This window comes from Glaciimonas sp. GG7 (genome assembly GCF_052976905.1).
Window position 1 is genome coordinate 1 of sequence record NZ_JBRIIQ010000038.1, and the last position, 23366, is coordinate 23366.

Consider the following 23366-nt stretch of genomic DNA (forward strand, 5'->3'; position numbering starts at 1 on the left):
CGGTGATAGCTTCTCTAAGCGCCCGGTTCATCGAGCACGAATCGATCGCTTGCAGGGTGATGGCGTCGCTTTCCAACGCCCGTAACACATCGGCGACCTGTTGCAATGCTTGTAGAACGGTTTGCTGCCAGGTTGCCAAAGCGGCGTCGTAGGCGGCAGCGGCGGAGCGTTGTTTTGCGCGTAGTTGGCCGCCATCAAATAACGGCTGCATGAATTTAATTCCTATGCTCCAGACGTTGATGCTGTTTGCCAATTGGTTGATACCGGTTCGCTCAGACCCGGCACTGCCGGATAGCGTGAGTTGCGGATACAGGTTTGCTGTGGCGACGCCAACTTGTGCGCTTGCCTGATGCAGTGTGGCCTGCGCCGCACGGATGTCGGGACGTTGGCGTGCCAGGCTTGAGGGTAGCGTCAGCGGCAATGCCTCGGGTAAGGTCAGCGTGTTCAATTCCAGCGGCTGCAAAAATATTTGCGCCGGTGCTTTGCCCAGATACACCGCAAGTTGATGATTGATCTGTGCCAATTGCTGTCGCAGAGTAGGTAGCGTGGCCTCGCTTTGCGCTAGCAATGTTCGTTGATTTACCAGATCAAGACGCGCTATGCCGCCCGCGCTCAACCGTTGTTGCATGATAATTATCTGCGCGCGTTGGAGTCGCAATAACTGCTCGGTTTCGGCAATCTGGGCGGTCAAAGCCGCTTGTCGGATTGCGGTGGTGACGACGTTACTTGCCAGCGTCAGACGGGCGGCCTGAAGTTGATATTCTTGATTCTCGACTTGTGCTTGTAAGCCTTCGAGTGTGCGCCGGTTGAGGCCGAAGGCATCGATAGTGTAGGAAACATTCAGTGCGGCGTTGTACAGCGTGAAAGGGCCAGATTGTGGAATATTGGGCACGCCGAGCGCGGTGGTATCGATTTGCTGACGGCTGCTGCCGAGCTGTGCGTTGACTTGCGGCAGGTCAGTCCCGGTTTGTGCATTCAGGTTTTCGCGTGCGGCACGTAATGTCGCCTTGGCTTGCGTGAGCGTCGGACTGTTAGTAAGGGCGCTGCGTACCAGCACTTCTAACTCGGGTGAATGGAATACGCTCCACCATTGCGATGGAATGTCCGCGCCAATCTCAAAGTGTTGCGCGCCGCCGCCTGCGCCGTTGCTGGCGCTGGTGACAACTGGTTGCGTGCCGGATGTGTATTGCTGCACCTCGGGGGCTATGGGAGGCTGGAAGTCGGGGCCGATTGTGCAGCCGCTCAATACGACGACGAGGCTCATTTGTAAGAGATGCATCCTGCCCCCCTCAATCTAGCGTGCGCCGATAAAAACGTACCGCTATGACCATCACAAGTAGCGTAAACAGCAGCAATGGCCAGACGCTGGGCCACAAATCCACCAAGCCGTTTCCCTTGAGCAAAATACCGCGTATGAGCCGATTAAAGTACGTCAGCGGCAGCAGGTTACCAATGAATTGCGCCCACTTCGGCATGCCCTGAAACGGAAACATAAAACCCGATAACAGCATATTGGGTAGAAAATAAAACATCGTCAGTTGCATCGCCTGTAACTGATTTTGCGCCAGCGAAGACAGCGTGATGCCGACCGTCAGACTAGCGCCGATAAATAGCAGCGCGGCGAGGTAGATGGCGATGATGCTGCCCGCAAATGGGACATGAAATATAAAATATGCGCCCAGCAAAATGATGCTCGATTGCAGTAGTCCGATGGCGATGTAGGGCATGATTTTGCCGGTGATGACTTCGATTGGCGTAACAGGGGTGGCGAGCATATTTTCCATCGTCCCGCGCTCTCGTTCGCGAGTCATGGCCAGCCCCGTCATCATCACCAGTGTCATCGACAGGACGACGCCCATCAGGCCCGGGACTACGTTGTATTGATTGATGCCTTCAGGGTTGTAGAGGCGGTGTACCTGGACCTCGAAGGCTGGCTTGCTGTTGTTGCTGAATTTTTCTAGCGCCCCTTTTAAATCCTTGTTGCTTACTGACTGCACTAGTTGCGGCAACGCTGCGAGTGCCTGTGCGGTGGCTGTGGGGTCGGTGGCATCGGCCTCTACCAACAGCGTCGGTTGCTCGCCGCGCAATACATTTCGCGTGAAATTGGCCGGGATGCTGAGCACAAACAGTACTTTCCCCTGCGCTAGTGCGGCGCGACCGCTTTCTTCGTTAGGTAGTTCATCGACCACGTCGAAGTAGTCGGAGGCCTTCATTGCGGCTATAAAAGTACGTGTGATATCGCTGTGATCGGCGGCGATGATAGCGGTCGGCATGTGTTTAGGGTCGCTATTGATGGCGTAGCCGAATAGCAGCATTTGCATGACCGGAATGACGGTAATCATGCGCAGGGTGACCGGGTCGCGCAGCAGTTGCAGAAACTCTTTGCGGACAATGCTCCACCATCGGGCGAGCGAGAATGTGACAGATCGTGCACCAGATCGTGTATTCGATCGCATGCCAGATCGCGCGCTCATACTGGGCCACCGAAATTGTCGCTTGCATGCTGCATCAGGTAGATAAAAACATCTTCCATACTGGTTTCGATCAAGGTCATGCGCAGATTGTGGCTCTCGGTCAGACGGCGCAAAGTGCCCTCAAGCTGCGCGCCGTCTTTACCGCAGACGTGCAAAGAAGTGCCAAAGGCCACCGTCTGATCGACACCAGGCTGAGCGCGCAGGGTTTGTGCGAACGCTGCCAGATTCGGGCCGTACACCGACCAGGTGCTGAGATGTTGACCGGCAACGATCTCGGCGGCAGTGCCTTGTATCAGCAATTGCCCGTAGGCGAGATAGGCCAGTTTGTGGCAGCGCTCGGCTTCATCCATGTAGTGCGTGCTGACCAGGACGCTGATCCCTTGCGCCGCCAGGTTGTGCAGCTCCTCCCAGAAATCGCGGCGTGCACCGGGATCAACCCCGGCGGTGGGCTCGTCTAGTAGCAAGAGCTGGGGTTCGTGCAGCATGCAGGCAGCAAGTGCCAGCCGTTGTTTCCAGCCGCCGGAGAGGCTGCCTGCGAGTTGTTTGGCGCGGCTACTTAAGCCTAATTTTTCGAGCGAACGATCGACCGCTTGCTTGCGGTTTTGCATGCCGTAGACGCGGGCGACGAAATCCAGATTTTCTCGAATACTGAGATCGTCCCAGTAGGAAAACTTTTGCGTCATGTAGCCCACGCGCTGCTTGATCTGTGGGCTTTGACTAAGGATGTCAAAGCCCAGACAGGTACCGCGCCCGGAATCCGGCGTGAGCAAACCGCACATCATCCGTATCGTTGTGGTCTTGCCGCTGCCGTTGGGGCCGAGAAAGCCGAAAATTTCCCCATGCCGGACTTGTAGCGAAAGGTTTTTGACGACGTGTTTATCGCCGAAATATTTGTTGATGCGCTCAACATCAATCGCCAACGCACTATTGGGTTGAGCAGAATCGGTGACGTTGGCGCTCACTGCAATCTCACATCGAGCGGCTGCCCCGGATGTAGCCTTGGTGCATCCGCAACGGCAGGGCGGGCCTCAATCATATAGACCAGTTTGGCGCGGGTTGCGTTGCTATAGATAATCGGTGGGGTGTATTCGGCCTCTGTTGCGATGTAGCTGATGCGCGCCGTCAAACCGGACGGGCAGCCATCGCACTGCAGTTCGACCGATTGATTCAGCGTGAATCGACCGAGTACTGGCTCCGGTACAAAAAAACGGATTTTTATATTCTCCGGCGGCAGCATGCGCACTACCGGGTTGCCTGCGGCGATCCATTCGCCTTCGCGATATAGCGTGTCGCTGACTAGTCCAGGCTGGGTTGCTTGTACGTTTTTTTGCGCCAGTTTCCAGTCGGCCTGATCCAGCGCAGCTTGCGCGGCGGCAACTTGTGCTTGCTGCGCCCGGATTTGAGCGGCTCTGTTTGGCAGGCGGTCTACCGCTAACTGACTTTGCCATTGGCGGACTTGGGCGGCGCTGGTTTCTGCTGCGGCGCGTGCGTCATCGAGTTGTTGGCGGGCGACGCCACCGGCATTGAATTGAATTTGGTCGCGTGTAAGCTGTAATCGGGCTTTGTTGGCAGCGGCTTCGGCTTGTATCAGTTGCGCTTGCGTCACGCTGATCTCTTGCGTGCGCTTGCCGCTTTGGATATCGGCCAATTGCGCTTGGGTTGCTTGTAGCAGGCGCCGGGCTTGTTGCTGTGCTGCAGTTTCTGCGCCTGACTCTAAGGTAAATAGTGCTGCGCCGACGCCGATTTGTTGTCCCCTCATGACGGACAGACGATCAAGTCGACCCGGTTGCGATGAGGCAACGGCGACATATTCACCCTCTACATAGCCTTGCCAGATGTTCTCGACGGGCGGTGCACAGGCTGCCAGCAAAAACGCCCAAAATGCCCCAAGCGCAGCAGCGTCTTTAGCGGCAGCTTGGCGAGGGTGTGATTGCATGAGAAATTCTCCCGAGCAAAATTGCCTCTATGTCGCGCGCTCTTAGTAGAAAACGCACCAGACGGATGGAAATGAAAAGGCAGACTCCATCATGGTCTTTTTGTTATATTTTAGTCAAGTATGTTTTTATAGCCTCATCCCGCGTGCACCTTGCAAGCCGCCGGTATGGATGGCGACAATCTGTTGGTCAACCTGAAATGCGTTTTCCTGCACCATTTTCTTGAACGCAAAAAATAACTTGCCGGTGTATACCGGTTCTATCAGGATGCCGGTTTCGCGTTGAAAATCCTGACAAAACAACCGCAACTCGGGTGGTGCTTTGCCATAGCCGCCATGATGGGCGTCGGTAATCAACTCATAATTTTTATACGCAGGGTAGCCAGCCTGATGCAGTAATAGGGCAATTTCCGCATGAAGATAGTCGGCGTTTTTCAGCACTACGATGCCAATGACGCGGCCCTTGCCGCCCATGCCTGCCAACAATCCGGCCAAAGTTGCGCCGGTGCCGCAAGCGACCATTACAACGTCTGGCATGAACGGCAGTTCGGCAATGAGTTCGGCCACACCGTGCAGGGCCGCTGGCGAACTTCCGCCTTCCGGAAACCAGACATGGCTTTCGTCAGTGGCGTGGGTGATGTGGCTGCGCCAGGCATCGGGGATATCCCGTAGTGCGCGGTATTGGTCCCGCGTGAGATGGTCAATTTGCATGCCAAGTCGGCGACAGTCATCCAGCGTTGCCGTGCTGAGCGCCTCGGTGCCACGTACCAGGCCATGCGTTGGCCATCCGAACAATGCACCTGCGTGCGCCAGCGCATGCAGATGATTTGACCAGGGGCCACCCATCGTGGTGAGCGTCGGTTTTTGATCTTTGTGCTGGCATTGCATCGCCTCCAGCGTCATCAGAGGATGTTTTAGCTTGCGAAATTTATTGCCGGAAACGGTGGAGTGCAGCAAATCATCACGCTTAATCCAGATTGCACGCTTAAGGAAGGGTGTCGCTGGAATATGGTGGCATGGCGACGGCTGACTTATTAGCAATGGCATGGAAATGGTCGTTCAGAAATAAGAGAATGACGACGATTTTATAGCGCTATTGAAACGTCCTGTGCAGAGAAAGTCTATGAACTATTGCCGAGTGAAAATTTAATGTGGAAAAAATGATGATTTAATCAAAATAGTATTAATCAGCCCGGCGTACAGTAAAAGAAATGGTTAATATCAAGCCATATTTTGGTGCACATTTTTTTGTGGGTTGTTCTGCTACGGCGGTACGGCTAGTGTGTTTAACAGTGCGAATACGATGCATCCGACGATGGATTCGATTAACGTATTCGCATGAATAATTAAAAGGTTAGTTTCATGTCTGCCGATACCACCGCCATCAACAAGTTGATGGATAAATTCGATGATCACCAGAGTGTTTGGTTATTTGGATATGGTTCGCTCATATTTAAAGCCGATTTTCCGTTTGTCGACAGACGTCCGGCATTGATCAAAAACTGGACGCGTCGCTTTTGGCAAGGTTCGTTCGATCATCGCGGGACACATGAAGCGCCCGGTCGCGTGGTGACCCTCATTGCGCAAGCCGATGCCGTTTGCGAGGGCATGGCGTATCTGATTACCCCGGACGTTTTCGCCCATCTCGATCATCGTGAAAAGAACGGCTATTTGCGGCTCTGCACCGATATATCCTTTGAAGACGGGACCAGCAGAGAGGGCTTGGTCTATATTGCTACCGAAAAAAATGATGCTTTTCTCGGACCTGCTTCAGAGCGCGATATTGCCCGCCAAATCGCGGCCTCGTCGGGGCCTAGCGGTCACAATAAAGACTATCTCACCGGACTGGCGGTTGCTTTACGTGCGCTGGGTAAGGACGATCCGCATGTATTTGAGATTGAACAGCATTTGATCGCATTGCAAACAGAGCTTGTGTAGTACGGCTAAGAAGGATAACGCCGCTGGGGCGATTTTGCGTGAGTCCTAATTTAGTTGCGCTCTGCTTCAGAGCCAACACGTACTTAGCCCAGACCGTTAAAATAGCGGGTTCCGATAGATCCTCATTTCAAGAGATAACAGTATGGATATCCATGTTTGGACAGCGTTTTTGTTCGCCGCAATTTTTATTGCCGTCTCGCCAGGTTCCGGTGCCATTTTGTGCATGAGTCACGGTGTGCGTTTTGGCGTAAAGCGCACCAGCGCTACCATTCTTGGTCTGGAGTGTGGCCTGGTGGTGATCTTGCTGATCGCAGGGGCCGGGATCGGTTCACTGCTGCTGGCATCTGAAGTGGCTTTTAATATTGTGAAGATACTTGGCGCTGCCTATTTAATCTATCTTGGATTTGCACAATGGCGTGCTCCTGCAACGGATACGAATTCGACGCTGGATGCAGACGCAAAAGAGCAGTCAGAAGCCGCATTATTAACGAAGTCATCGACCTGGCAGCGCCGTTGCGCAACCGGTTTTTTTACCAACGTCACCAATCCCAAGGGCATCGTTTTTATGGTTGCCGTGTTACCGCAATTTATCCGACAGGATCGTCCATTGGGACTGCAATTGCTGGTGATCTCAATAACGATGGTGGCCGTCGATGTCGCTGTCATGCACGGCTATGCATTTGCCGGACGCACGATGCAAAATATTTTCCGCAACGCACGGGCGCGCATGATTCAGAATCGCATTTTTGGCGGTCTGTTGATGCTGATCGGCACCGGCCTTTTCTTTGTCAAACGTGGTAATCATTAATTTTTTCTACGCAAAATTTACGCAGCTTTTTTTTACTTTAAAACCCCATGAAAATTTTATATCTGGACTACAACGGCGTGCTGCATGACGGCATGGTTATTCGCAACCGTAAGCGCGGCATGTATATCACTACACCAGAACGGTCTTTTTTTGAGTGGATGCCTATCCTGGAAGATTTGCTTGCCCCCTATCCAGAAGTGAAGATTGTTTTATCGACGAGTTGGGTGAGGGCGTTGGGGTTTGATGCTACCCGGCAAGAGCTCAGCGAAACCTTGCGATCAAGAGTGATCGGATCAACTTTTCATCACCCAAAATTACTGCAAAGTGAATTCGATCTCATGCCGCGTGGGATGCAAATCTTGAATGACGTCGAACAACGCAAACCGTCAAGCTGGTTTGCGATTGACGATGATGCCTTTGGCTGGCCGGCAGGGCATCGGGATCGATTGATTGAGACGAAGGGGCATACCGGATTGAGCGACCCGGAAATACAGGACGCGATTCGGAAGATGCTGGCAGTCCTGTAAACCTTGCAGTATTCCCCAGTGTTGTCCTGATCAATGCGTCACTTGGGGGCGTTTCTGAACAACCGGCAAAGTCAGCGTCATACTCGTGCCAGTTGTATCGGAACGCCATGCAACTTCACAGCCGATGGCAGCGGCTCTGCGCAATTGGTTTTTCAAGCCTTTTCCTTGCTTGAGCAAGCCTTTTTCTACCGAGAAGCCGCAACCATTGTCACTAATGACGACCTTGACACGACCCTCGTTATCAGAGGTTTCCACGCGTATTTCGCTGGCCTGTGCGTGTTTAATGATATTGCTGAACGTCTCTTGGAAAATACGCAGGATATGCAATGCGTGGCGGGGGTCGAGCCAGTTCAGCGGTGGCACATCAGTGATTTCCCAGCGCAGTTTGATGCCGGCATCTTCCAGCCGCGGACTCAAGCGGAAGCGTAAGGTTGCCAGCAGCAGTAGCAGATCGGCCTGAATCGGCTCCATGGAGTCGATCGTCAACTTAAGATCATCGATGCAATCTTTCAAAATGTCGGCCACCATGGGTGAATCTGCGGTGCCTTGTGTTACCGCTAACAGCGCTACTACAAGTGATGAACCCATTCCATCGTGTATATCCTGGATCAGGCGCTGGCGTTCAGTATCGAGAGTCTGGCGACGGGTAATGACTTCCAGGCGCTGGTGGTAGTTCTGTAACTCCACTTCCTGTTCCAGCAGGCGTGTCTGCAGACGGACATTGAATTCGACGACGTTTTCATTAGCCGCGATATAGCGCAGGAAAATGATGTATATGAAGATTAGCAAGGCGCTGATATTGCTAAACGGACCAAAGTAAATACTCTCGATATTCACATAATTATTTTGCAGCAGCCAGTCGTCGGTGCGTAACAGCGTGCCGGCCACGACCCAGGCGCTCAGTAATACACCCTCCCTTGAATTAGTGCCCCTGGATTGATAAAAACCGATACCTGCCACCATCAACCCGGTCAGAATCAGCGCCAGATAAGCCAGCGGTGTCAGACCGTGGGCGTAAATCGTGCTTATCAGGGCGGGTGACGTGAGGATGCACATGAAAATAGTGAGACCGCTGAGGAAGTAATTCATCAGCACAACGGGGCGACGGTGGATATAGTTGAGGAAGAAATGCGTCAGCAACATCATCCAGTAGGCCGAATTGATGGTCAGCCAAGAGAACCAGTCATCCGATATGGGCAACTTGTATTCGCCGACGTAGTAATGCATGCTACGCAGGAACGAGGCCACCGAAATACAAAAAAGTAGCAGGTAAGAGTATTGGCTGCGCAGTTTAATCCAGACCAGTAGCGCAAACAGCCCCACCGCCAAAAAGGCGCTGCTGCCGGCAAACGGTAGTTGCACCTGCATCAGGTAGCGCATCCGGTAACGCCAGCCTATCGTCTCTTCAGGGCCAAACCACACCGAAGAAATACCTCCGCCAGCGTCGCGCGGGCGCACGATGCGGACGTAAATGTGGCGCGGCATGCTGGAATCTACCGTTTCATGCAAGGGTAGCCAGGTGGGGATATTCCAGCCATTCCAGAAAAGGTTGGTATGTGTTTGATATAACAAAAGATGATCGGTGTAGATGGTAATGTTGCCATCTGTTTTGAGGCGCGGGATGTAAATGTAATCTTGCCTTAAGGTAGCGGCCATCGGCGGCATATTGAGCCGATACCAGACTGTTTCAGTCGCCGGCAGTGCTGCATCATCGCTGGAAACGGGGAGCAACTGTCGCGGCAAGGCATGTGGTAGTTCCACGCTTTCCCAGACTCCCGGAAGCTTGGATGGATCCAGAGTCGCAGGCGCTGCCGCATAACCCTGTCCCGGTATGATCATCATATCGGCTTCGGTGATATGCACGGGTACTTCAGCCCGTGCTGGCGGTAACCATCGGCCCGAGCACAGGAATAACAACAAAATCAGCTGACATTTACTAGGGATGAAGTAAACCCTGTTGGAGCGCTTCATGAATTGCCTCAGTCTTCGAGCGTACGGCTAACTTGGTGTATAACCTGCGGATGAAGGTTCTTACCGTATGTCGGGAAACTGACATCAAGGCCGCAATTTCGTCCGAGGTGAAGCCCTTGGTGATGTAATTGAGTACTTCCTGCTCTCTGGGTGACAAGACCACGCATGTTTTCGACGGCGAACGTTGCACTGAGCGGTTTTGTCCAAGAAATCGCGTCAATATCTGGCGTGCGATGAGTGGGCTTATCGGGCTGCCACCTTGATGCAGATACCTGATTTGTTCGACGATATTGCCCGCTGAGCTGTCTTTGAGCAGGTAGCCGGTAGCACCTGCCTCCAGCGACTGCATCACGTGCAATTCATCGCTAAAAGCGGTGCTGACCATGATATTGCATTGCGGCCATTTCTCAGAGGCGGCACGAATTACGTCTATGCCTGAGCCTTCTGGCAGTCCGAGATCGACTAACAACACATCGGCTGGTTCGCTCTCAAGCATTTGAATGCCTTGCCCGAGCGAACTGGCGACCGACAGGACTTGTATATCTGGGGTATTGTCGATTGCCTGTGTCAGTGCGTTCTGGAACGTCAGATCGTCTTCCACAATGCCAACCTTGATGGTGAGGGTATCGATATCTGTATGCATACTGTAGACCCGGCTACGAGGCATGACTATAAATGTGAATACTTGATATTGCCACAGAGTAAAGGGTAGCGGGTTTATATCGGAATATAGTCGGTCGCCAAATATGGCGACAAACTGTTGTATGGACACCGAATGTCTTAATAGTAGGCCTTACGCAAAACCTCCCCAGCGGCGCTATCCCTCCTAGCCTAACATTCGTAATGCCTTCGTCGGTCTGCCTTCCTGGGACGATTTTGCGTAAGTCCTAAATAACGTAAGTTCGGCGTAATTTTGCTGAAGTTTTTGTTAAATATGGTGCTGTGAGATGGCCTGAGAGGAAAGACAAAATGCAGACTATGGAAAGTCATCCGCTGGATGTGGCGACAGCCACAACGGTAAAAGCTTTTTTGGAAAAAGTGAGCGCTGTATTTTCTGTACGCAGCGTGATCTTGTTTGGGAGTCGTGCGCGAGGTGAATTCATGCCCGATAGCGATGCCGATGTAGCAGTGCTGCTTTCTGGCCAACACGGTAAATTCATGGCCGCGAAAATGACGATGTCAGATATGGCGTTTGACGTCATGTTAGACACTGGTATTCGTGTGGAGGCGCTTCCGGTTTGGGAGGATGAATGGGCCAATCCAAATACGTACAGAAATCCGTTTTTGCTGCGAAATATTGAACGTGACGGAATCATCATCCAATGAACATTACGTCACCACAATATTTGATTCTTAAAGCTCATCGCGCTATTGCATCTGCTCAAGTACTTCACAACATCGGTGATATTGAGGGGGCATGTAATCGTGCCTATTACGCGATGTTTGATGCCGCTAAAGCCGCGTTGCTTAAAATTAATCCCAGTGGTAACCCTATGTTTGGGAGAATGAAGTAAAAGTATTTATCAGCGAGTCTGCAGGTGCAGACATTAGATACCGTTTTGATGAACAAATAAGGCTTGGCGTGCCGGAAGAATTTTTGAGTTTATGCGAACTCAAAAATGTTAATCCAGAATATATATTGCACGGTTTTATTGCAGACTTGTGTGAGCTGAACGCAACCGAATTACGCAAAGATTTGTTGTATTCACATGGCGGGAATGAGCGTCAATTGGCAAGGCATTATTTCGAATTACTAATTTCTCACTAGACCTGCGGGCAAGATAATTCACTGAATCTAACTTCGACGTACATCGTAAGGCCGCTAGATTTGACAAGGCTAATACCCAGAGAAATGAAACATGACCTCTGATAACGCAATCATCGCTCGGACTTTGTAAAGGCTTTACTGTGTTAATGATGCACGATGAAGACCAGTGACAAAAAAGAGCAATTTAGCGGTTGACCGTCGCACTTCTGCGGAGGTATTGTGTCGGCAGTTCCTCACCAAGGAACTCAGGTTTGACAGCCTGTTATGAAAGAACCCGGACCGTGTCATGCGGTCCGGGCCCTAAGTTCGCCCTCTCTGGGCGGCAGTGCCGGGAAAGCCCTCGGGCTTGCTGGTCTTCGGTTCTTTCATCCAGTCTGTCAATCCCGTCATTTGCCGCCCACCCCGTCCCCGGACGGAGAACTAAAGCCCAGATTAAAGGATCGAACCGTGCCTAACACCAACGCCTCCGCATCAAGCTCCCCTTCAGAAAACCCCGCGCATCAAAAACTCAGCGACGCCATCGACCGCGAACAACAGATGCTGATGATGGATTGCATCGAACGCTCAGACAAGTTCGCAGGTGGTCTCGGTGTGTGTCTCGACATCATCGAAGCCAACCAAACCTACCCTGCCAACCCTGATCACAACAACCCCGAAGCCGACGCACTAGCCATCGACACTAACGCACGCATAAAACTCAAAGCCTTCGCTCTCGACGCCATTGCGCTATTTGGCGAACACCTCATTGAGACCACCACAGCCCTCAATGAACACAGCAGTACACTACGCAAAGCCAGAAAATCCGCCCTGAAACAAGCTACAAAAGAGTGTGAAGAATAAACTGCAGCATTGAAATGTGCTGTGCGAACTAATGTTGAGAACAAGAATTAACGTGCCACAACTTCTGTGCACCACCGGCTCACGCCGTCATGATCTGGTTGCTCCAGTGCAGCGTATTGATCTTGATCGTTAGCCGGTGAATTTTTACTTGGGGTAGTGTGCACATAGCTGTAAAAACCGCCACAAAATTTCGTACCAGTTGCGTGTTCACAATAAAATAGTTTCCAGAAAGCATGCCGCCTTACATTTTCGGTGTGTTAGAAGGAGAGTCCGTGAAGTGGCACTGAGGCGAAGAGGAACTAGAAATGCAATTCGCCATCTGCTAGGGCGGTGGCCTAAAAGGTGATCTTTCGCACTTTATTCAGGAAGCTGTTCGCCCCCACATTCCGGCGTTAAAGGTGGAGTAAGTAAGATCACCAACATCGGCGTGCGCGAGGAAGATTTAATCGCAATAGTTGACGAAGCTGTGCAATCGGCGCCTAACCAGTGATGCGAGTCGTACTTGGTGCAAACGTCCGGCTCTTCAGTAGGACTGACGCATAACTGGTTATGATGTTTATCCGTACTTTTTTGCGGGGGTCTTTTCCTATTTCCGTGATCAGAAAACGTATCACCGAGACAAAAAATGAAGTTCTCCATCTCGATAAAAAACAGACAGGCTATGCGCAAGATCAGCGAAAAATTTTCACCAGATATAACACCCCGTGCCGAGTTTGTATATCCGTCGCATATCGACCCTGAAAGCCTGCGGCTCCTGCCCAATAAACCCGGCATCTATATATTTCGCGGCGACAACGACGTACCGTTATACGTGGGTAAAAGTATCAATATTCGTCACCGCGTGCTGTCGCATCTGCGCTGCGTGGATGAGGTGCGCATGCTGACTCAGAGCCGACGGGTCGAGTTTCGCCGTACTGCTGGCGACATCGGCGCGCTGTTATTGGAATCGCAGCTGATCAAAGAGCTGCAACCTCTACATAACATTAAACTACGGCGCAAACGTGAAATGTGCGCGTTAAGAATCACAGCGCATGGTGCGCCAGAAGTGGTTTTTTCGAAGGATTATGACTTCGCTTCTGAAGCGAGCATTTATGGAATATTCAGTAACCGCCGCAGCGCGCTGGAAACACTGCGCACCATTGTTGCCGATCATCAGCTGTGCGGGATTGTCACTGGTACTGAGACCGGCTCACATGGGCGCGCTTGTTTTTCCAGACAGATTAAACGCTGTCGCGGTGCCTGTGTCGGGGCCGAATCGATAGTGGAGCATCAACAACATCTGCTGCAAGCGATGGAGGCAATGCGCGTGATCCAATGGCCTTTTGCAGGTGAAATGGGGATTATTGAAGAATGCGATGGCTGGCGTCAGACCCATGTGATTGACCATTGGATGTATCTGGGCTCGATTGACGCTGCCAATGTGCAGATCGTGCGTCCAAAGAAACGCTGTTTTGATATCGATACCTACAAAATTATTGTTAAACCTTTTCTGGCCGGACAGTTGATTGCGTTGAGATAGTATTTCAAACCAATATGGTTGGCTAACACGACAGAGCCTTCGAAACGATACCACACGTCCCATCAGGCCAGCTCGGCTTGGAAATACTGAAACGCGATATGGATGAGAGCGAATCCAACAGCGATTATGCGCAGTGGGAATATGAGTATCGAATGAAGGCATATAGTGGGAGCAGCAAGCCGACCAAATCGCGATTCATTGGCATTGAAGCAAGATTATCCGCGCTGTAGAAAACTCGCTTATATTTGCACCTCCTTTAACAATCCAGATTTTCTGTCCTAACTTCGGACTTTCACGCCGCACAAATCAGGCGGGTAACAGCCAGAGAGACAAAATTCAAGATCCATGAGATTCACTCCGCAACTTATGAGGAAAATCACACTTCGTTCAATACATTTTCCGGGAAAAGGCAGCTAATGATCGACATCTTAAAAATTACTTTGGCGCTAATCCTGGGTTATGCATCAGGAGGGCTCAATTCTGCCGTCATCGTAGGAAAGCTGTATGGAAAAGACATCCGGAATTTCGGGAGCAAGAGCGCCGGGCTTACCAATACTCTGCGCGTCCTTGGAAAGTATGCGGCTCTTCTGGTACTTGCAGGAGATATTTTGAAAGGCATAGTCGCCTGTCTGATCGGATTACGCATTGGGGTTTATGTACAGGCCGGGGGCAATACAGACTGTCTAAGCTTGTTGGCTGCTGGTGCGGGCGCGGTATTCGGACACAATTGGCCTCCGTATTTTGGATTCAGGGGTGGGAAAGGGGCGCTCATTGCCATCTCGGTCCTTTTCATGTTTGTCCCTATCATGGCAGTCATTTGCTTATCCCTGTTCCTGATAATCGTTATTGTCACCCGATATGTATCACTTGGAACAGTCAGCGCCATGCTGTTGTTTGCCGTGCTGTCTTTCGTGCCTTTCTTTAGTCACACGTATTACTTTGTGATGTTCGCGATCATCATGGCATCCGTCATTACGCTAAAACATAAAGCCAACATCGAACGACTTATCGCTGGCACTGAAAGCAAAATCAATCTAAAAGCATAGAAATTTGTGCAAATCGATAATCGTCAACGAGATTTGTCTCTGCTAACGCGACAGAGCCTATACCGGCACAATTTTGGCTTTAATTGGGATTGCTTTGCTAGGGGCTATTCTTTTTATTTATGTTACCAATCCTTCCGCGCAGGCAGCTGAGCTGCCACCTTAAAAGAAAGTCCAATCATGAACGTGACGATTTATCATAACCCCGACTGCGGTACTTCTCGCAATACACTGGCATTGATACGTAATACGGGAGTTGAACCTGAAGTCATCGAATACCTGAAACAGCCCCCGTCATCAGCAGCACTGATGCGGCTGATATCGGATGCGGGTCTGACAATACGAGAAGCTATGCGGCAAAAAGGCACGCCCTACGCAGAACTTGGGCTAGATGCTGCACATTTAACGGATGCTCAATTACTGGACATCATGTTAGCGCACCCGATTCTCATCAATCGACCATTTGTGGTGACGGAAAATAGCACACTCCTGTGCCGTCCATCCGAACTAGTGCTGGAGATTCTGCCACTACCCCAACAAGGTCCGTTCGCAAAAAAAGACGGCGAAGTGGTCATCAGTGCGGAGGGGCAACATGACAGAGCATCTGCTTAAATCACCGAATATCGACGTAGCACTCTTCCGCATCCCAGTTACATCCGACTTCGATGGAGTAGGTCGCTCAACGCATGCACCGCGGTTTTTACTCTTGTACGGTTCATTGCGGGAAAAATCCTATAGCCGTTTGCTCACAATGGAAGCAGCCCGGCTGCTAGAAGCGATGGGAGGCGAAGTTAAAATCTTCAACCCGCACGGTCTGCCTTTGCCAGACGACGAACCGGAAAGCCATCCAAAGGTACAGGAACTCAGAGACTTGGCGCAATGGGCCGAAGGCATGGTCTGGTGTTCACCCGAGCGGCATGGTGCAATGACCGGCATTATGAAGGCGCAGATTGACTGGATTCCGCTATCCATTGGCGCAGTGCGGCCTACCCAAGGGAAAACGCTGGCAGTGATGGAAGTCTCCGGCGGTTCGCAGTCATTTAACGCAGTTAATCAAATGCGAATATTGGGGCGCTGGATGCGGATGATCACTATCCCTAACCAATCGTCAGTTGCTAAAGCCTTTCTGGAATTTGATGATACCGGTCGCATGAAGTCCTCAGCGTATTACGAGCGGGTCGTCGATGTGATGGAAGAGCTATTCAAATTTACCTTGCTCACGCGTGATGTCTCGTCGTTCCTCGTAGATCGCTACAGTGAACGAAAAGAAAGTGCACAAGAACTGAGCAAGCGGGTGAACCAAAAGATAATTTGATTTGGGCGCTGATGCATTGGACGCCCTTGAAGAGGGGCGGCACTTCTCCGGATAAACCAGGTCCCCCTGCCATTTTGTAGGGGACTGAACTCACCTAGACCAAGGAGAAACGATCAATGCTTGCCACGAATAAACAAATATTTTGTGAGTACCACCCCGCCCAGTAACAACACGACCAACATCAGCAACGTCAACGAACCCATCACCCACACCATAGGGCTATGCCCACCCATCATCGCAAAACAATTCATGCTTTCCTCCTATTTGTACAAGTGCAGACTATGAGTATAGCCCCCCCACGTTGGCTATTGTTTTATCAGGCGACCCTCCTTAAAAAAATAGTGAGTAGTCCTTGACCTTCCCCCTTAGGGAAGGATGATAATGCTACAACCTGTACGTTTTGTATCCGTCCCATATTACATTGACTGGAATGCAGTTTTTAGACCAGTAGAGCCATAAGAAGCGTCCGAAAATTCATCGTTACTCGACTATAAATATGGTTACGGTTTACGATAAATGAATTAAAAAATGTAATAAGAATGAAACTTTCCCGTCGAACCCGCCTGATTACCGCCTTCATTATGCTCATCAGCATGCTGTTTACGCAGCTTGCTGTGGCGGGATACGCATGTCCGGGCTTCAACGCATCAACAGTCGATAAGCCGATGGTGATGGAGTCCGAGCTAATGGTCGGCTGCGAAGGCATGGACAGCGCGCAGCCAGCTTTATGTCACGCAAGCGACCAAGCGGGCAACCAATCGTTCGACAAGCCGCAACTGCCGCATGTTCAGGCCTTTATGGCGGCTGCATTGACGCTGGTAGTCCACCATCTGTCGCTTACCTACAGTCCCCGTAGCGCAGAGCCATCCTCTCTTTTGTTGACGCGGACCACTGCGCCACCGCTATCTATTCGTCACTGCTGCTTCCGTATTTAACTCCCAGATCGTTACGTTCGTCATTGTCGTGCCGCGTGCACGCCTGATGTTGTCTATTGCTATCTGGAGGTTGGATGTTGTCCCTACTGTTAACACTCCCTATTGCGCGTCCTCAGGCGCGCAATAGGAACGTTTATTTTTGTCTGAAAGTCAGCCTCTCTGCCCTCGCGGGATTGCTGGCACTCACTGCCAACAGCTATGCAACCGAGGTTCCGCTGACGTTGGCGGAGGCGCAACGCCGCGCGGTCGAACGGTCGCGCCAACTCACCGCACAGGATTTCTCGATCGCCTCAGCGCGCGATATGGCGGTGGCGGCTCACCAATTACCCGATCCCGTCCTGAAGTTTGGCATCGACAACCTGCCTGCCACCGGGCGCGACCGCGGTAGTCTCAACAACGACTTCATGACCATGCGCCGGGTCGGTATGATGCAGGAAATCACGGGTTCGGATAAACGCCGCTTGCGTGCTGACAGCTTCGAACTGGAGGCGCAAAAGACCCTAGCCGAGAAAATGGTGAGCACGGCCGCGATTGAGCGCGATACCGCTCTGGCATGGCTTGATCGTTATTATGCTGACGCGATGGCAGAAGTGATCGCTGAGCAAGGCGACCAAGCCAGGCTTGAAATACAGGTGGCCGAAGGATCATACCGTGCCGGTCGCGGAAGTCAGGCCGATGTCTTTGCAGCGCGCAGTGCATTGGCCACATTTGATGATCGTGCCAGTGAAGCACAGCGACGCGTACGCAGTGCCAACATCGTGCTCACGCGCTGGATAGGTGATATCAACGGCGTTTCTTTGTCCACCAAACCAGACACGGAGTCGATCCGTATGGATCCGGCGACGCTGGAAAGTCAGCTTGAGCATCATCCCCAAATTACCGTCCTTAGCAGGCAGGTCGATCTCGCCGAGACCCAAGCCAGGCTAGCGAAGGCCAACGAAAAATCCGACTGGACAGTAGAAGTAGCGTTCCAGCAGCGCGGGGCAGCGTATTCCAACATGATTTCGGTAGGGGTGTCGATCCCGCTGCAATGGGATCGCAAGAACCGTCAGGATCGCGAACTCTCTTCAAAACTGGCGCTGGTTGCAGCAGCAAAGGATGAGCGTGGGGAAATATTGCGCGCACATATTGCCGAGACCCGCAGCATGATGGACGAATGGCAAAACGATAGGGAGCGCTCGGCCCGCTATACGCACGAACTCATTCCTCTTGCGAATCAACGCACCGGCGCCACGATCACTGCCTACCGCGGTGGCAAAGCCAGTCTGGCCGATGTGCTGGCAGCCCGTCGCAATGATATCGATGTCCGCATCCAGGCATTACAACTGGCAACCGATACCGACCGTTTATGGTCTCAACTGAATTTTCTATTTCCCGTTGATACAGGGATGACGCCAGCGGAAATGCCTAAGGACACGCAATGAAAAATAATAAAATCGTCGTTTCGTCCGGGGTGGTCCTGGTGGTGGTCCTTTTACTCGGCGCAACCGGGTATGGCTTATATGCGCTGGGTATGCATGCGGGGCAGAAGATGACCACGCCAGACATTAGCGCGGCAGCAGCCGGTGCTCCTGCGAGCGGTATGCGCACCGATGATGCCGCCGGGAAGGTACTGTATTGGCACGACCCGATGGTACCCGGGCAGAAATTCGACAAGCCCGGAAAATCACCATTCATGGACATGCAACTGGTGCCGGTCTATGCCGACGATGGCGGCGACAACGGCAAGGTCAACATCAGCTCACGGGTGCAACAAAACTTGGGTATTCGCACTGCCGATGTCACCCGCGGTAGCCTGACATCCGCAGTGGTTGTTACGGGCAGCGTCGCCTACAACGAGCGCGATGTCGCGCTGTTGCAGGCACGCAGCAATGGTTTTGTTGAACGTCTCTACGTGCGTGCGCCACTCGATCCGGTTCGGAAGGGGCAGGCGCTGGCGCAACTGTATGTGCCGGAATGGGTAGCGGCGCAGGAAGAATACCTGTCGGTGATACATATGCAGGGGGTCGGATTGGAGGAACTGCTGAGCGGTGCACGTCAGCGCATGAGGTTAGTCGGCATGACCGACGACCAGATTCACCTGGTAGAAACGCGTGGCAAAGTGCTGGCGCGTCTGACCATTACTGCGCCTATTGGTGGCGTCGTGTCAGAGCTTGCGTTACGCGAAGGGATGACTGTGACGACCGGTGCGTCGATGTTCAAAATCAATGGCCTCGGCACCATCTGGGTCAATGCCGACATCCCGGAAAGCATCTCTGCCATGGTGCGTCCGGGGAATCGGGTGGAAGCCCGCACCCCGGCGTTGCAAGGAATAGTATTTAACGGAAAAGTAGGTGCAATCCTGCCTGATGTGAATCCGGTTACCCGTACATTGAAGGCCCGGATTGAACTCGCCAATCCCTCGGGCCAGTTGATGCCCGGTATGTTTGCGACACTCAATTTTTCGTCTGCTGCGCGTAATAACTTGTTATTGATACCGACTGAAGCGGTAATCCAGACCGGCACGCGTAGTGTGGTCATGGTGGCGCAAGGAAACGGTACATTTTTCCCAGCTGAAGTTGAGGTTGGGAGCGAAGCCAACGGTCAGAGTGAAATACGCAATGGATTGGAAGTTGGACAGAAGGTCGTGGTCTCCGGTCAGTTCCTGATTGATTCAGAAGCCAGTCTGAAGGGGACCGAAACTCGGATGAGTAGCATGTCTGTGGTAACTCCTGACAAACCGACCGCAGCAGAGCCAGGCAAAGGTGCCGGGGCTACGCATCGCGGCGAAGGCCGGGTGGAAAGCATGAACAAAGACGAAATCACGATCTCGCACGGGCCGATTCCGACCTTGCAATGGGGGCCGATGACGATGGGATTCAAAGTGCCAGCGGCTGGTTTACCGCACGATATTGTGGTCGGCGATCAGGTGATTTTCGAGATTCATCCGGCCAGGGATGGCGCCTACGAGATCAGCAACATCACCCCGACTGCGGCGGCGAAGAATAAAGCTGTGAGGCCGATACAATGATCGCCAGACTGATCCGCTGGTCGATCCTGAATCGGTTTTTGGTACTGCTGGCGACGCTGATGGTAACCGCCTGGGGCATCTGGTCACTGGCACATACCCCGTTAGATGCGCTTCCTGATTTGTCAGACGTGCAAGTCATTATTCGCACCAGCTATCCCGGCCAGGCACCACAGATCGTCGAAAATCAGGTCACCTATCCGCTGACAACGACCATGTTATCGGTCCCAGGTGCTAAGACCGTCCGGGGGTATTCGTTTTTTGGCGATTCTTTTGTCTATGTGCTGTTTGACGACGGGACCGATCCGTATTGGGCGCGCTCGCGGGTGCTGGAGTATCTGAGTCAGGTGCAGTCGCGTCTGCCACCGCAAGCGAAGGCCGTACTGGGACCTGACGCAACCGGGGTCGGCTGGATTTACGAATACGCATTAGTCGATCGCAGTGGTAAGACCGATCTGTCACAGTTGCGCTCGTTACAGGATTGGTTTCTGAAGTACGAGTTGAAAACAGTGCCGAATGTCTCGGAAGTCGCCAGCATTGGTGGCATGGTGCGGCAGTACCAGATTGTGCTCGACCCTGAAAAAATGCGTGCTTACAACATCCCGCAAGCGAGGATTATCGACGCGGTGCAGAAAGCCAATCAGGAAACCGGCGGCTCGGTGCTGGAACTGGGTGAAGCCGAATACATGGTGCGTGCATCAGGCTATCTGAAATCGCTGGACGATTTCCGCAAGATTCCGTTGATGACTACCGATGCCGGTGTATCAGTAAGGCTGGGGGACGTGGCACGGATACAAATCGGGCCAGAAATGCGGCGGGGGATTGCCGAACTGAACGGTGAAGGCGAAGTCGCTGGCGGCGTGATCATCATGCGTTCTGGCAAGAATGCGCTCGATACCATCGCAGCGGTTAAGGCCAAATTGGAGATATTGAAAGCCAGTCTGCCAGCTGGTGTCGAGATCGTTCCTACCTATGATCGGTCGAGTCTGATCAAGCGTGCAGTCACTAATTTAAAAGATAAGCTCATAGAGGAATTCATCGTCGTCGCCTTGGTGTGCGCGATTTTTCTGTTCCATCTGCGCTCGGCGCTGGTTGCCATTATCACGCTCCCGATCGGCATCCTGATCGCCTTTATCGTCATGTATTATCAGGGAGTCAATGCCAACATCATGTCCCTGGGGGGTATCGCCATCGCGGTCGGTGCCATGGTCGATGCCGCGGTGGTCATGATAGAGAATGCCCACAAACATATCGAAGCATGGAATCACAAGCATCCTGGTGAAGAGCTGCGTGGCAACGCACACTGGCGTGTCATCGGCGACGCCGCCGCTGAAGTCGGCCCGGCGCTGTTTTTTTCGTTGCTGATCATCGTCCTGTCCTTTATCCCGGTATTTACTTTGGAAGCGCAGGAAGGACGGTTATTTTCTCCGCTGGCCTTTACCAAAACGTATGCGATGGCCGCCGCCGCCGGTTTGGCGGTGACGCTGATTCCTGTCCTGATGGGGTATTTGATTAGAGGGCGGATCCCAGACGAGCAAAAAAATCCGCTTAATCGCTGGCTGATCGCGCTGTACCGGCCATTGCTCGATATCGTATTGCGGTTTCCGAAGCTGACTTTGCTGGGGGCCGGACTGATGGTGATACTGACGATCTGGCCGATGACCCGCCTGGGCGGTGAATTTATGCCGCCGCTCGACGAAGGCGACGTGTTGTACATGCCCTCGGCGTTACCGGGTCTGTCGGCGGGCAAGGTCTCGCAATTATTGCAGCAGACCGACCGGCTCATTAAAACCGTACCCGAGGTGCAAAGTGTATTCGGCAAAGCCGGCAGGGCTGAAAGCGCAACCGATCCTGCACCGCTGGAAATGTTTGAAACCATGATTCAGTTCAAACCGCACGATCAGTGGCGCCCCGGCATGACCCCGGACAAGTTGATTAAAGAGCTGGACCGCATCGTCAAGGTGCCCGGGCTCTCTAACATTTGGGTGCCGCCGATACGCAACCGGATCGACATGCTGGCGACCGGTATTAAAAGTCCGGTCGGGATCAAGGTTGCCGGTGCCAGTTTGCAGGAAATCGATCGTATCACTGGCGCCATCGAACAGGCAGTGATGCATGTGCCCGGCGTGTCATCGGCGCTGGCCGAGCGGCTAAATGGCGGCCGCTATATCGATGTGGATATCAACCGCGATGCCGCAGCGCGATACGGTTTGAATATTTCCGCTGTACAAAGTGTGGTCTCGGCGGCGATTGGGGGTGACAACATTGGCGAAACCGTCGAAGGGTTGCAACGCTTCCCCATCAATCTGCGTTACCCGCGCGAAGTGCGTGACTCGGTCGAAAAGCTACGCCATTTGCCGGTACTGACGGATCGGGGTGCCCAAATCCAATTGGGCGATGTCGCCGCGATTCACATTAATGATGGTCCGCCGATGCTGAAAAGCGAAAATGCACGTCTGTCGGGTTGGGTCTATGTCGATATACGCGACCGCGACCTGAGTTCCACCGTACACGACATGCAGCAAGTCGTTGCCAAAGAAGTGGCATTACCGGCGGGCTACTCTGTCAATTGGTCGGGACAGTTTGAGTATCTGGAACGCGCCACTGCCAGACTCAAGATGGTAGTGCCTGCCACGTTGTTAATTATCTTTGTTCTGCTGTATCTGACCTTCAGCCGATTAGATGAAGCAGCACTGATCATGGGAACGCTGCCATTTGCGCTGGCGGGCGGTATCTGGTTGCTATGGCTGCTCGACTATCACCTGTCGGTCGCGGGTGGAGTCGGTTTTATTGCGTTAGCGGGGGTGTCAGCCGAATTCGGCGTGATTATGCTGCTCTATCTGAAACATGCCTGGGAAGAGCGCCTGAGCAATGGTAAGGACAGTGAGGCCGATCTGCTCGATGCGATACGTGAAGGCGCGGTATTGCGGGTCCGCCCGAAGGCAATGACCGTGGCGGTCATCATCGCCGGGCTGGTACCTATCATGCTGGGAGCTGGTACCGGATCAGAAGTCATGCAGCGCATCGCCGCACCGATGGTCGGCGGCATGATAACCGCACCGCTGTTATCGATGTTTGTGGTGCCCGCGGTCTATCTGCTGTTGCGGCGGCATCAGCTCCGCCAGCGTTGACATGCAGACACCACTGAACCAGAGGCGCACGCATAGGGCTGGCAGAGTTTGTGGTTTGAATTATAGGAAGATGACTGAAAAGTGCAGTAGTCGGGTTTACATGACCTGTAACAACGTAGTACAGGCAGCCATTTATTTTTATAGCAGCAATTTATTT

Annotated in this window: 23 protein-coding genes; 15 read left to right on the forward strand and 8 right to left on the reverse strand. The window is 52.6% G+C overall.

The window, feature by feature from the left end:
* From ACVBEF_RS10815 to ACVBEF_RS10835, 5 genes are all read right to left on the reverse strand, one after another.
* On the reverse strand, positions 1 to 1279 hold a 1279-nt coding region (locus tag ACVBEF_RS10815), incomplete at its 3' end, for an efflux transporter outer membrane subunit (RefSeq protein WP_447123948.1).
* A gap of 10 nt (positions 1280 to 1289) precedes the next feature.
* On the reverse strand, positions 1290 to 2474 hold the full coding sequence (locus tag ACVBEF_RS10820; RefSeq protein WP_447123949.1) for an ABC transporter permease: 1185 nt from the start codon (positions 2472 to 2474) through the stop codon (positions 1290 to 1292).
* Complete coding sequence (locus ACVBEF_RS10825) at positions 2471 to 3436, reverse strand: ABC transporter ATP-binding protein (RefSeq protein ID WP_447123950.1); 966 nt, start codon at positions 3434 to 3436, stop codon at positions 2471 to 2473. Before ACVBEF_RS10825 ends, ACVBEF_RS10820 begins: the two co-directional genes overlap by 4 nt.
* On the reverse strand, positions 3433 to 4410 hold the full coding sequence (locus tag ACVBEF_RS10830; protein ID WP_447123951.1) for an HlyD family secretion protein: 978 nt from the start codon (positions 4408 to 4410) through the stop codon (positions 3433 to 3435). The genes ACVBEF_RS10825 and ACVBEF_RS10830 overlap by 4 nt, the downstream gene beginning before the upstream one ends.
* A gap of 126 nt (positions 4411 to 4536) precedes the next feature.
* Positions 4537 to 5454, reverse strand: coding sequence for a 1-aminocyclopropane-1-carboxylate deaminase/D-cysteine desulfhydrase (locus tag ACVBEF_RS10835; protein WP_447123952.1), 918 nt, complete (start codon positions 5452 to 5454; stop codon positions 4537 to 4539).
* 315 nt (positions 5455 to 5769) lie between these two features.
* Between ACVBEF_RS10835 and ACVBEF_RS10840 the strand changes: the two genes are divergently transcribed.
* The 3 genes from ACVBEF_RS10840 to ACVBEF_RS10850 all read left to right on the forward strand — a co-directional run bounded on the left by ACVBEF_RS10840 (position 5770) and on the right by ACVBEF_RS10850 (position 7680).
* The gene (locus tag ACVBEF_RS10840) at positions 5770 to 6345 is read left to right on the forward strand and encodes a gamma-glutamylcyclotransferase (RefSeq protein WP_447123953.1); all 576 of its coding nucleotides are present in this window, start codon (positions 5770 to 5772) and stop codon (positions 6343 to 6345) included.
* A 142-nt stretch (positions 6346 to 6487) separates the two neighbouring features.
* Complete coding sequence (locus ACVBEF_RS10845) at positions 6488 to 7153, forward strand: LysE family transporter (RefSeq protein WP_447123954.1); 666 nt, start codon at positions 6488 to 6490, stop codon at positions 7151 to 7153.
* Positions 7154 to 7200: 47 nt separating this feature from the next.
* The gene (locus ACVBEF_RS10850) at positions 7201 to 7680 is read left to right on the forward strand and encodes an HAD domain-containing protein (RefSeq protein WP_447123955.1); all 480 of its coding nucleotides are present in this window, start codon (positions 7201 to 7203) and stop codon (positions 7678 to 7680) included.
* Positions 7681 to 7710: 30 nt separating this feature from the next.
* Here the strand turns inward: ACVBEF_RS10850 and ACVBEF_RS10855 are convergent, their stop codons facing one another.
* A complete protein-coding gene (locus ACVBEF_RS10855) occupies positions 7711 to 9543 on the reverse strand; it encodes an ATP-binding protein (RefSeq protein WP_447123956.1) in 1833 nt (610 codons plus the stop codon).
* 73 nt (positions 9544 to 9616) lie between these two features.
* Positions 9617 to 10294, reverse strand: coding sequence for a response regulator transcription factor (locus ACVBEF_RS10860; protein WP_447123957.1), 678 nt, complete (start codon positions 10292 to 10294; stop codon positions 9617 to 9619).
* Positions 10295 to 10620: 326 nt separating this feature from the next.
* Here ACVBEF_RS10860 and ACVBEF_RS10865 point away from each other — a divergent pair, with 326 nt between their 5' ends.
* From ACVBEF_RS10865 to arsH, 8 genes are all read left to right on the forward strand, one after another.
* A complete protein-coding gene (locus tag ACVBEF_RS10865) occupies positions 10621 to 10977 on the forward strand; it encodes a nucleotidyltransferase family protein (RefSeq protein WP_447123958.1) in 357 nt (118 codons plus the stop codon).
* Complete coding sequence (locus ACVBEF_RS10870) at positions 10974 to 11165, forward strand: HEPN domain-containing protein (protein WP_447123959.1); 192 nt, start codon at positions 10974 to 10976, stop codon at positions 11163 to 11165. Before ACVBEF_RS10865 ends, ACVBEF_RS10870 begins: the two co-directional genes overlap by 4 nt.
* Positions 11166 to 11866: 701 nt before the next feature.
* Positions 11867 to 12259, forward strand: coding sequence for a hypothetical protein (locus ACVBEF_RS10875; RefSeq protein WP_447123960.1), 393 nt, complete (start codon positions 11867 to 11869; stop codon positions 12257 to 12259).
* Between the two features lie 359 nt (positions 12260 to 12618).
* Positions 12619 to 12666: a hypothetical protein gene (locus ACVBEF_RS10880; RefSeq protein WP_447123983.1), complete on the forward strand. Its 48-nt coding sequence runs from the start codon at positions 12619 to 12621 to the stop codon at positions 12664 to 12666.
* Positions 12667 to 12884: 218 nt separating this feature from the next.
* Entirely contained in the window at positions 12885 to 13778 is an 894-nt protein-coding gene (locus ACVBEF_RS10885; RefSeq protein ID WP_447123961.1) for an endonuclease, read from the forward strand.
* Positions 13779 to 14194: 416 nt separating this feature from the next.
* Positions 14195 to 14824, forward strand: a complete 630-nt coding sequence (gene plsY, locus ACVBEF_RS10890) for a glycerol-3-phosphate 1-O-acyltransferase PlsY (protein WP_447123962.1) — start codon at positions 14195 to 14197, stop codon at positions 14822 to 14824.
* Between the two features lie 177 nt (positions 14825 to 15001).
* On the forward strand, positions 15002 to 15433 hold the full coding sequence (gene arsC, locus ACVBEF_RS10895; RefSeq protein WP_447123963.1) for an arsenate reductase (glutaredoxin): 432 nt from the start codon (positions 15002 to 15004) through the stop codon (positions 15431 to 15433).
* Positions 15414 to 16136 (forward strand): arsenical resistance protein ArsH, encoded by a 723-nt coding sequence (gene arsH, locus ACVBEF_RS10900; RefSeq protein ID WP_447123964.1) that lies wholly within the window; start codon positions 15414 to 15416, stop codon positions 16134 to 16136. The genes arsC and arsH overlap by 20 nt, the downstream gene beginning before the upstream one ends.
* A gap of 113 nt (positions 16137 to 16249) precedes the next feature.
* Here the strand turns inward: arsH and ACVBEF_RS10905 are convergent, their stop codons facing one another.
* Entirely contained in the window at positions 16250 to 16387 is a 138-nt protein-coding gene (locus ACVBEF_RS10905) for a hypothetical protein (protein ID WP_447123965.1), read from the reverse strand.
* Between the two features lie 288 nt (positions 16388 to 16675).
* On the opposite strand from ACVBEF_RS10905, the gene ACVBEF_RS10910 reads away from it, so the two are divergent.
* The 4 genes from ACVBEF_RS10910 to ACVBEF_RS10925 all read left to right on the forward strand — a co-directional run bounded on the left by ACVBEF_RS10910 (position 16676) and on the right by ACVBEF_RS10925 (position 23209).
* The gene (locus tag ACVBEF_RS10910) at positions 16676 to 17071 is read left to right on the forward strand and encodes a hypothetical protein (RefSeq protein ID WP_447123966.1); all 396 of its coding nucleotides are present in this window, start codon (positions 16676 to 16678) and stop codon (positions 17069 to 17071) included.
* Between the two features lie 77 nt (positions 17072 to 17148).
* Positions 17149 to 18495: a TolC family protein gene (locus tag ACVBEF_RS10915; RefSeq protein ID WP_447123967.1), complete on the forward strand. Its 1347-nt coding sequence runs from the start codon at positions 17149 to 17151 to the stop codon at positions 18493 to 18495.
* Positions 18492 to 20081: an efflux RND transporter periplasmic adaptor subunit gene (locus ACVBEF_RS10920; RefSeq protein WP_447123968.1), complete on the forward strand. Its 1590-nt coding sequence runs from the start codon at positions 18492 to 18494 to the stop codon at positions 20079 to 20081. The genes ACVBEF_RS10915 and ACVBEF_RS10920 overlap by 4 nt, the downstream gene beginning before the upstream one ends.
* Positions 20078 to 23209, forward strand: coding sequence for an efflux RND transporter permease subunit (locus ACVBEF_RS10925; protein ID WP_447123969.1), 3132 nt, complete (start codon positions 20078 to 20080; stop codon positions 23207 to 23209). Before ACVBEF_RS10920 ends, ACVBEF_RS10925 begins: the two co-directional genes overlap by 4 nt.
* Positions 23210 to 23366: the final 157 nt, after the last annotated feature.

What these genes read in the sequence shown, in the direction of transcription:
- ACVBEF_RS10820 (WP_447123949.1), bottom strand. Translation starts at nt 2,474, where the DNA reads ATGAGCGCGCGATCTGGCATGCGATCGAATACACGATCTGGTGCACGA.
- ACVBEF_RS10830 (WP_447123951.1), bottom strand. Translation starts at nt 4,410, where the DNA reads ATGCAATCACACCCTCGCCAAGCTGCCGCTAAAGACGCTGCTGCGCTT.
- ACVBEF_RS10835 (WP_447123952.1), bottom strand. Translation starts at nt 5,454, where the DNA reads ATGCCATTGCTAATAAGTCAGCCGTCGCCATGCCACCATATTCCAGCG.
- ACVBEF_RS10840 (WP_447123953.1), top strand. Translation starts at nt 5,770, where the DNA reads ATGTCTGCCGATACCACCGCCATCAACAAGTTGATGGATAAATTCGAT.
- ACVBEF_RS10845 (WP_447123954.1), top strand. Translation starts at nt 6,488, where the DNA reads ATGGATATCCATGTTTGGACAGCGTTTTTGTTCGCCGCAATTTTTATT.
- ACVBEF_RS10850 (WP_447123955.1), top strand. Translation starts at nt 7,201, where the DNA reads ATGAAAATTTTATATCTGGACTACAACGGCGTGCTGCATGACGGCATG.
- ACVBEF_RS10860 (WP_447123957.1), bottom strand. Translation starts at nt 10,294, where the DNA reads ATGCATACAGATATCGATACCCTCACCATCAAGGTTGGCATTGTGGAA.
- ACVBEF_RS10865 (WP_447123958.1), top strand. Translation starts at nt 10,621, where the DNA reads ATGCAGACTATGGAAAGTCATCCGCTGGATGTGGCGACAGCCACAACG.
- ACVBEF_RS10870 (WP_447123959.1), top strand. Translation starts at nt 10,974, where the DNA reads ATGAACATTACGTCACCACAATATTTGATTCTTAAAGCTCATCGCGCT.
- ACVBEF_RS10885 (WP_447123961.1), top strand. Translation starts at nt 12,885, where the DNA reads ATGAAGTTCTCCATCTCGATAAAAAACAGACAGGCTATGCGCAAGATC.
- plsY (WP_447123962.1), top strand. Translation starts at nt 14,195, where the DNA reads ATGATCGACATCTTAAAAATTACTTTGGCGCTAATCCTGGGTTATGCA.
- arsC (WP_447123963.1), top strand. Translation starts at nt 15,002, where the DNA reads ATGAACGTGACGATTTATCATAACCCCGACTGCGGTACTTCTCGCAAT.
- arsH (WP_447123964.1), top strand. Translation starts at nt 15,414, where the DNA reads ATGACAGAGCATCTGCTTAAATCACCGAATATCGACGTAGCACTCTTC.
- ACVBEF_RS10905 (WP_447123965.1), bottom strand. Translation starts at nt 16,387, where the DNA reads ATGAATTGTTTTGCGATGATGGGTGGGCATAGCCCTATGGTGTGGGTG.
- ACVBEF_RS10910 (WP_447123966.1), top strand. Translation starts at nt 16,676, where the DNA reads ATGAAACTTTCCCGTCGAACCCGCCTGATTACCGCCTTCATTATGCTC.
- ACVBEF_RS10920 (WP_447123968.1), top strand. Translation starts at nt 18,492, where the DNA reads ATGAAAAATAATAAAATCGTCGTTTCGTCCGGGGTGGTCCTGGTGGTG.
- ACVBEF_RS10925 (WP_447123969.1), top strand. Translation starts at nt 20,078, where the DNA reads ATGATCGCCAGACTGATCCGCTGGTCGATCCTGAATCGGTTTTTGGTA.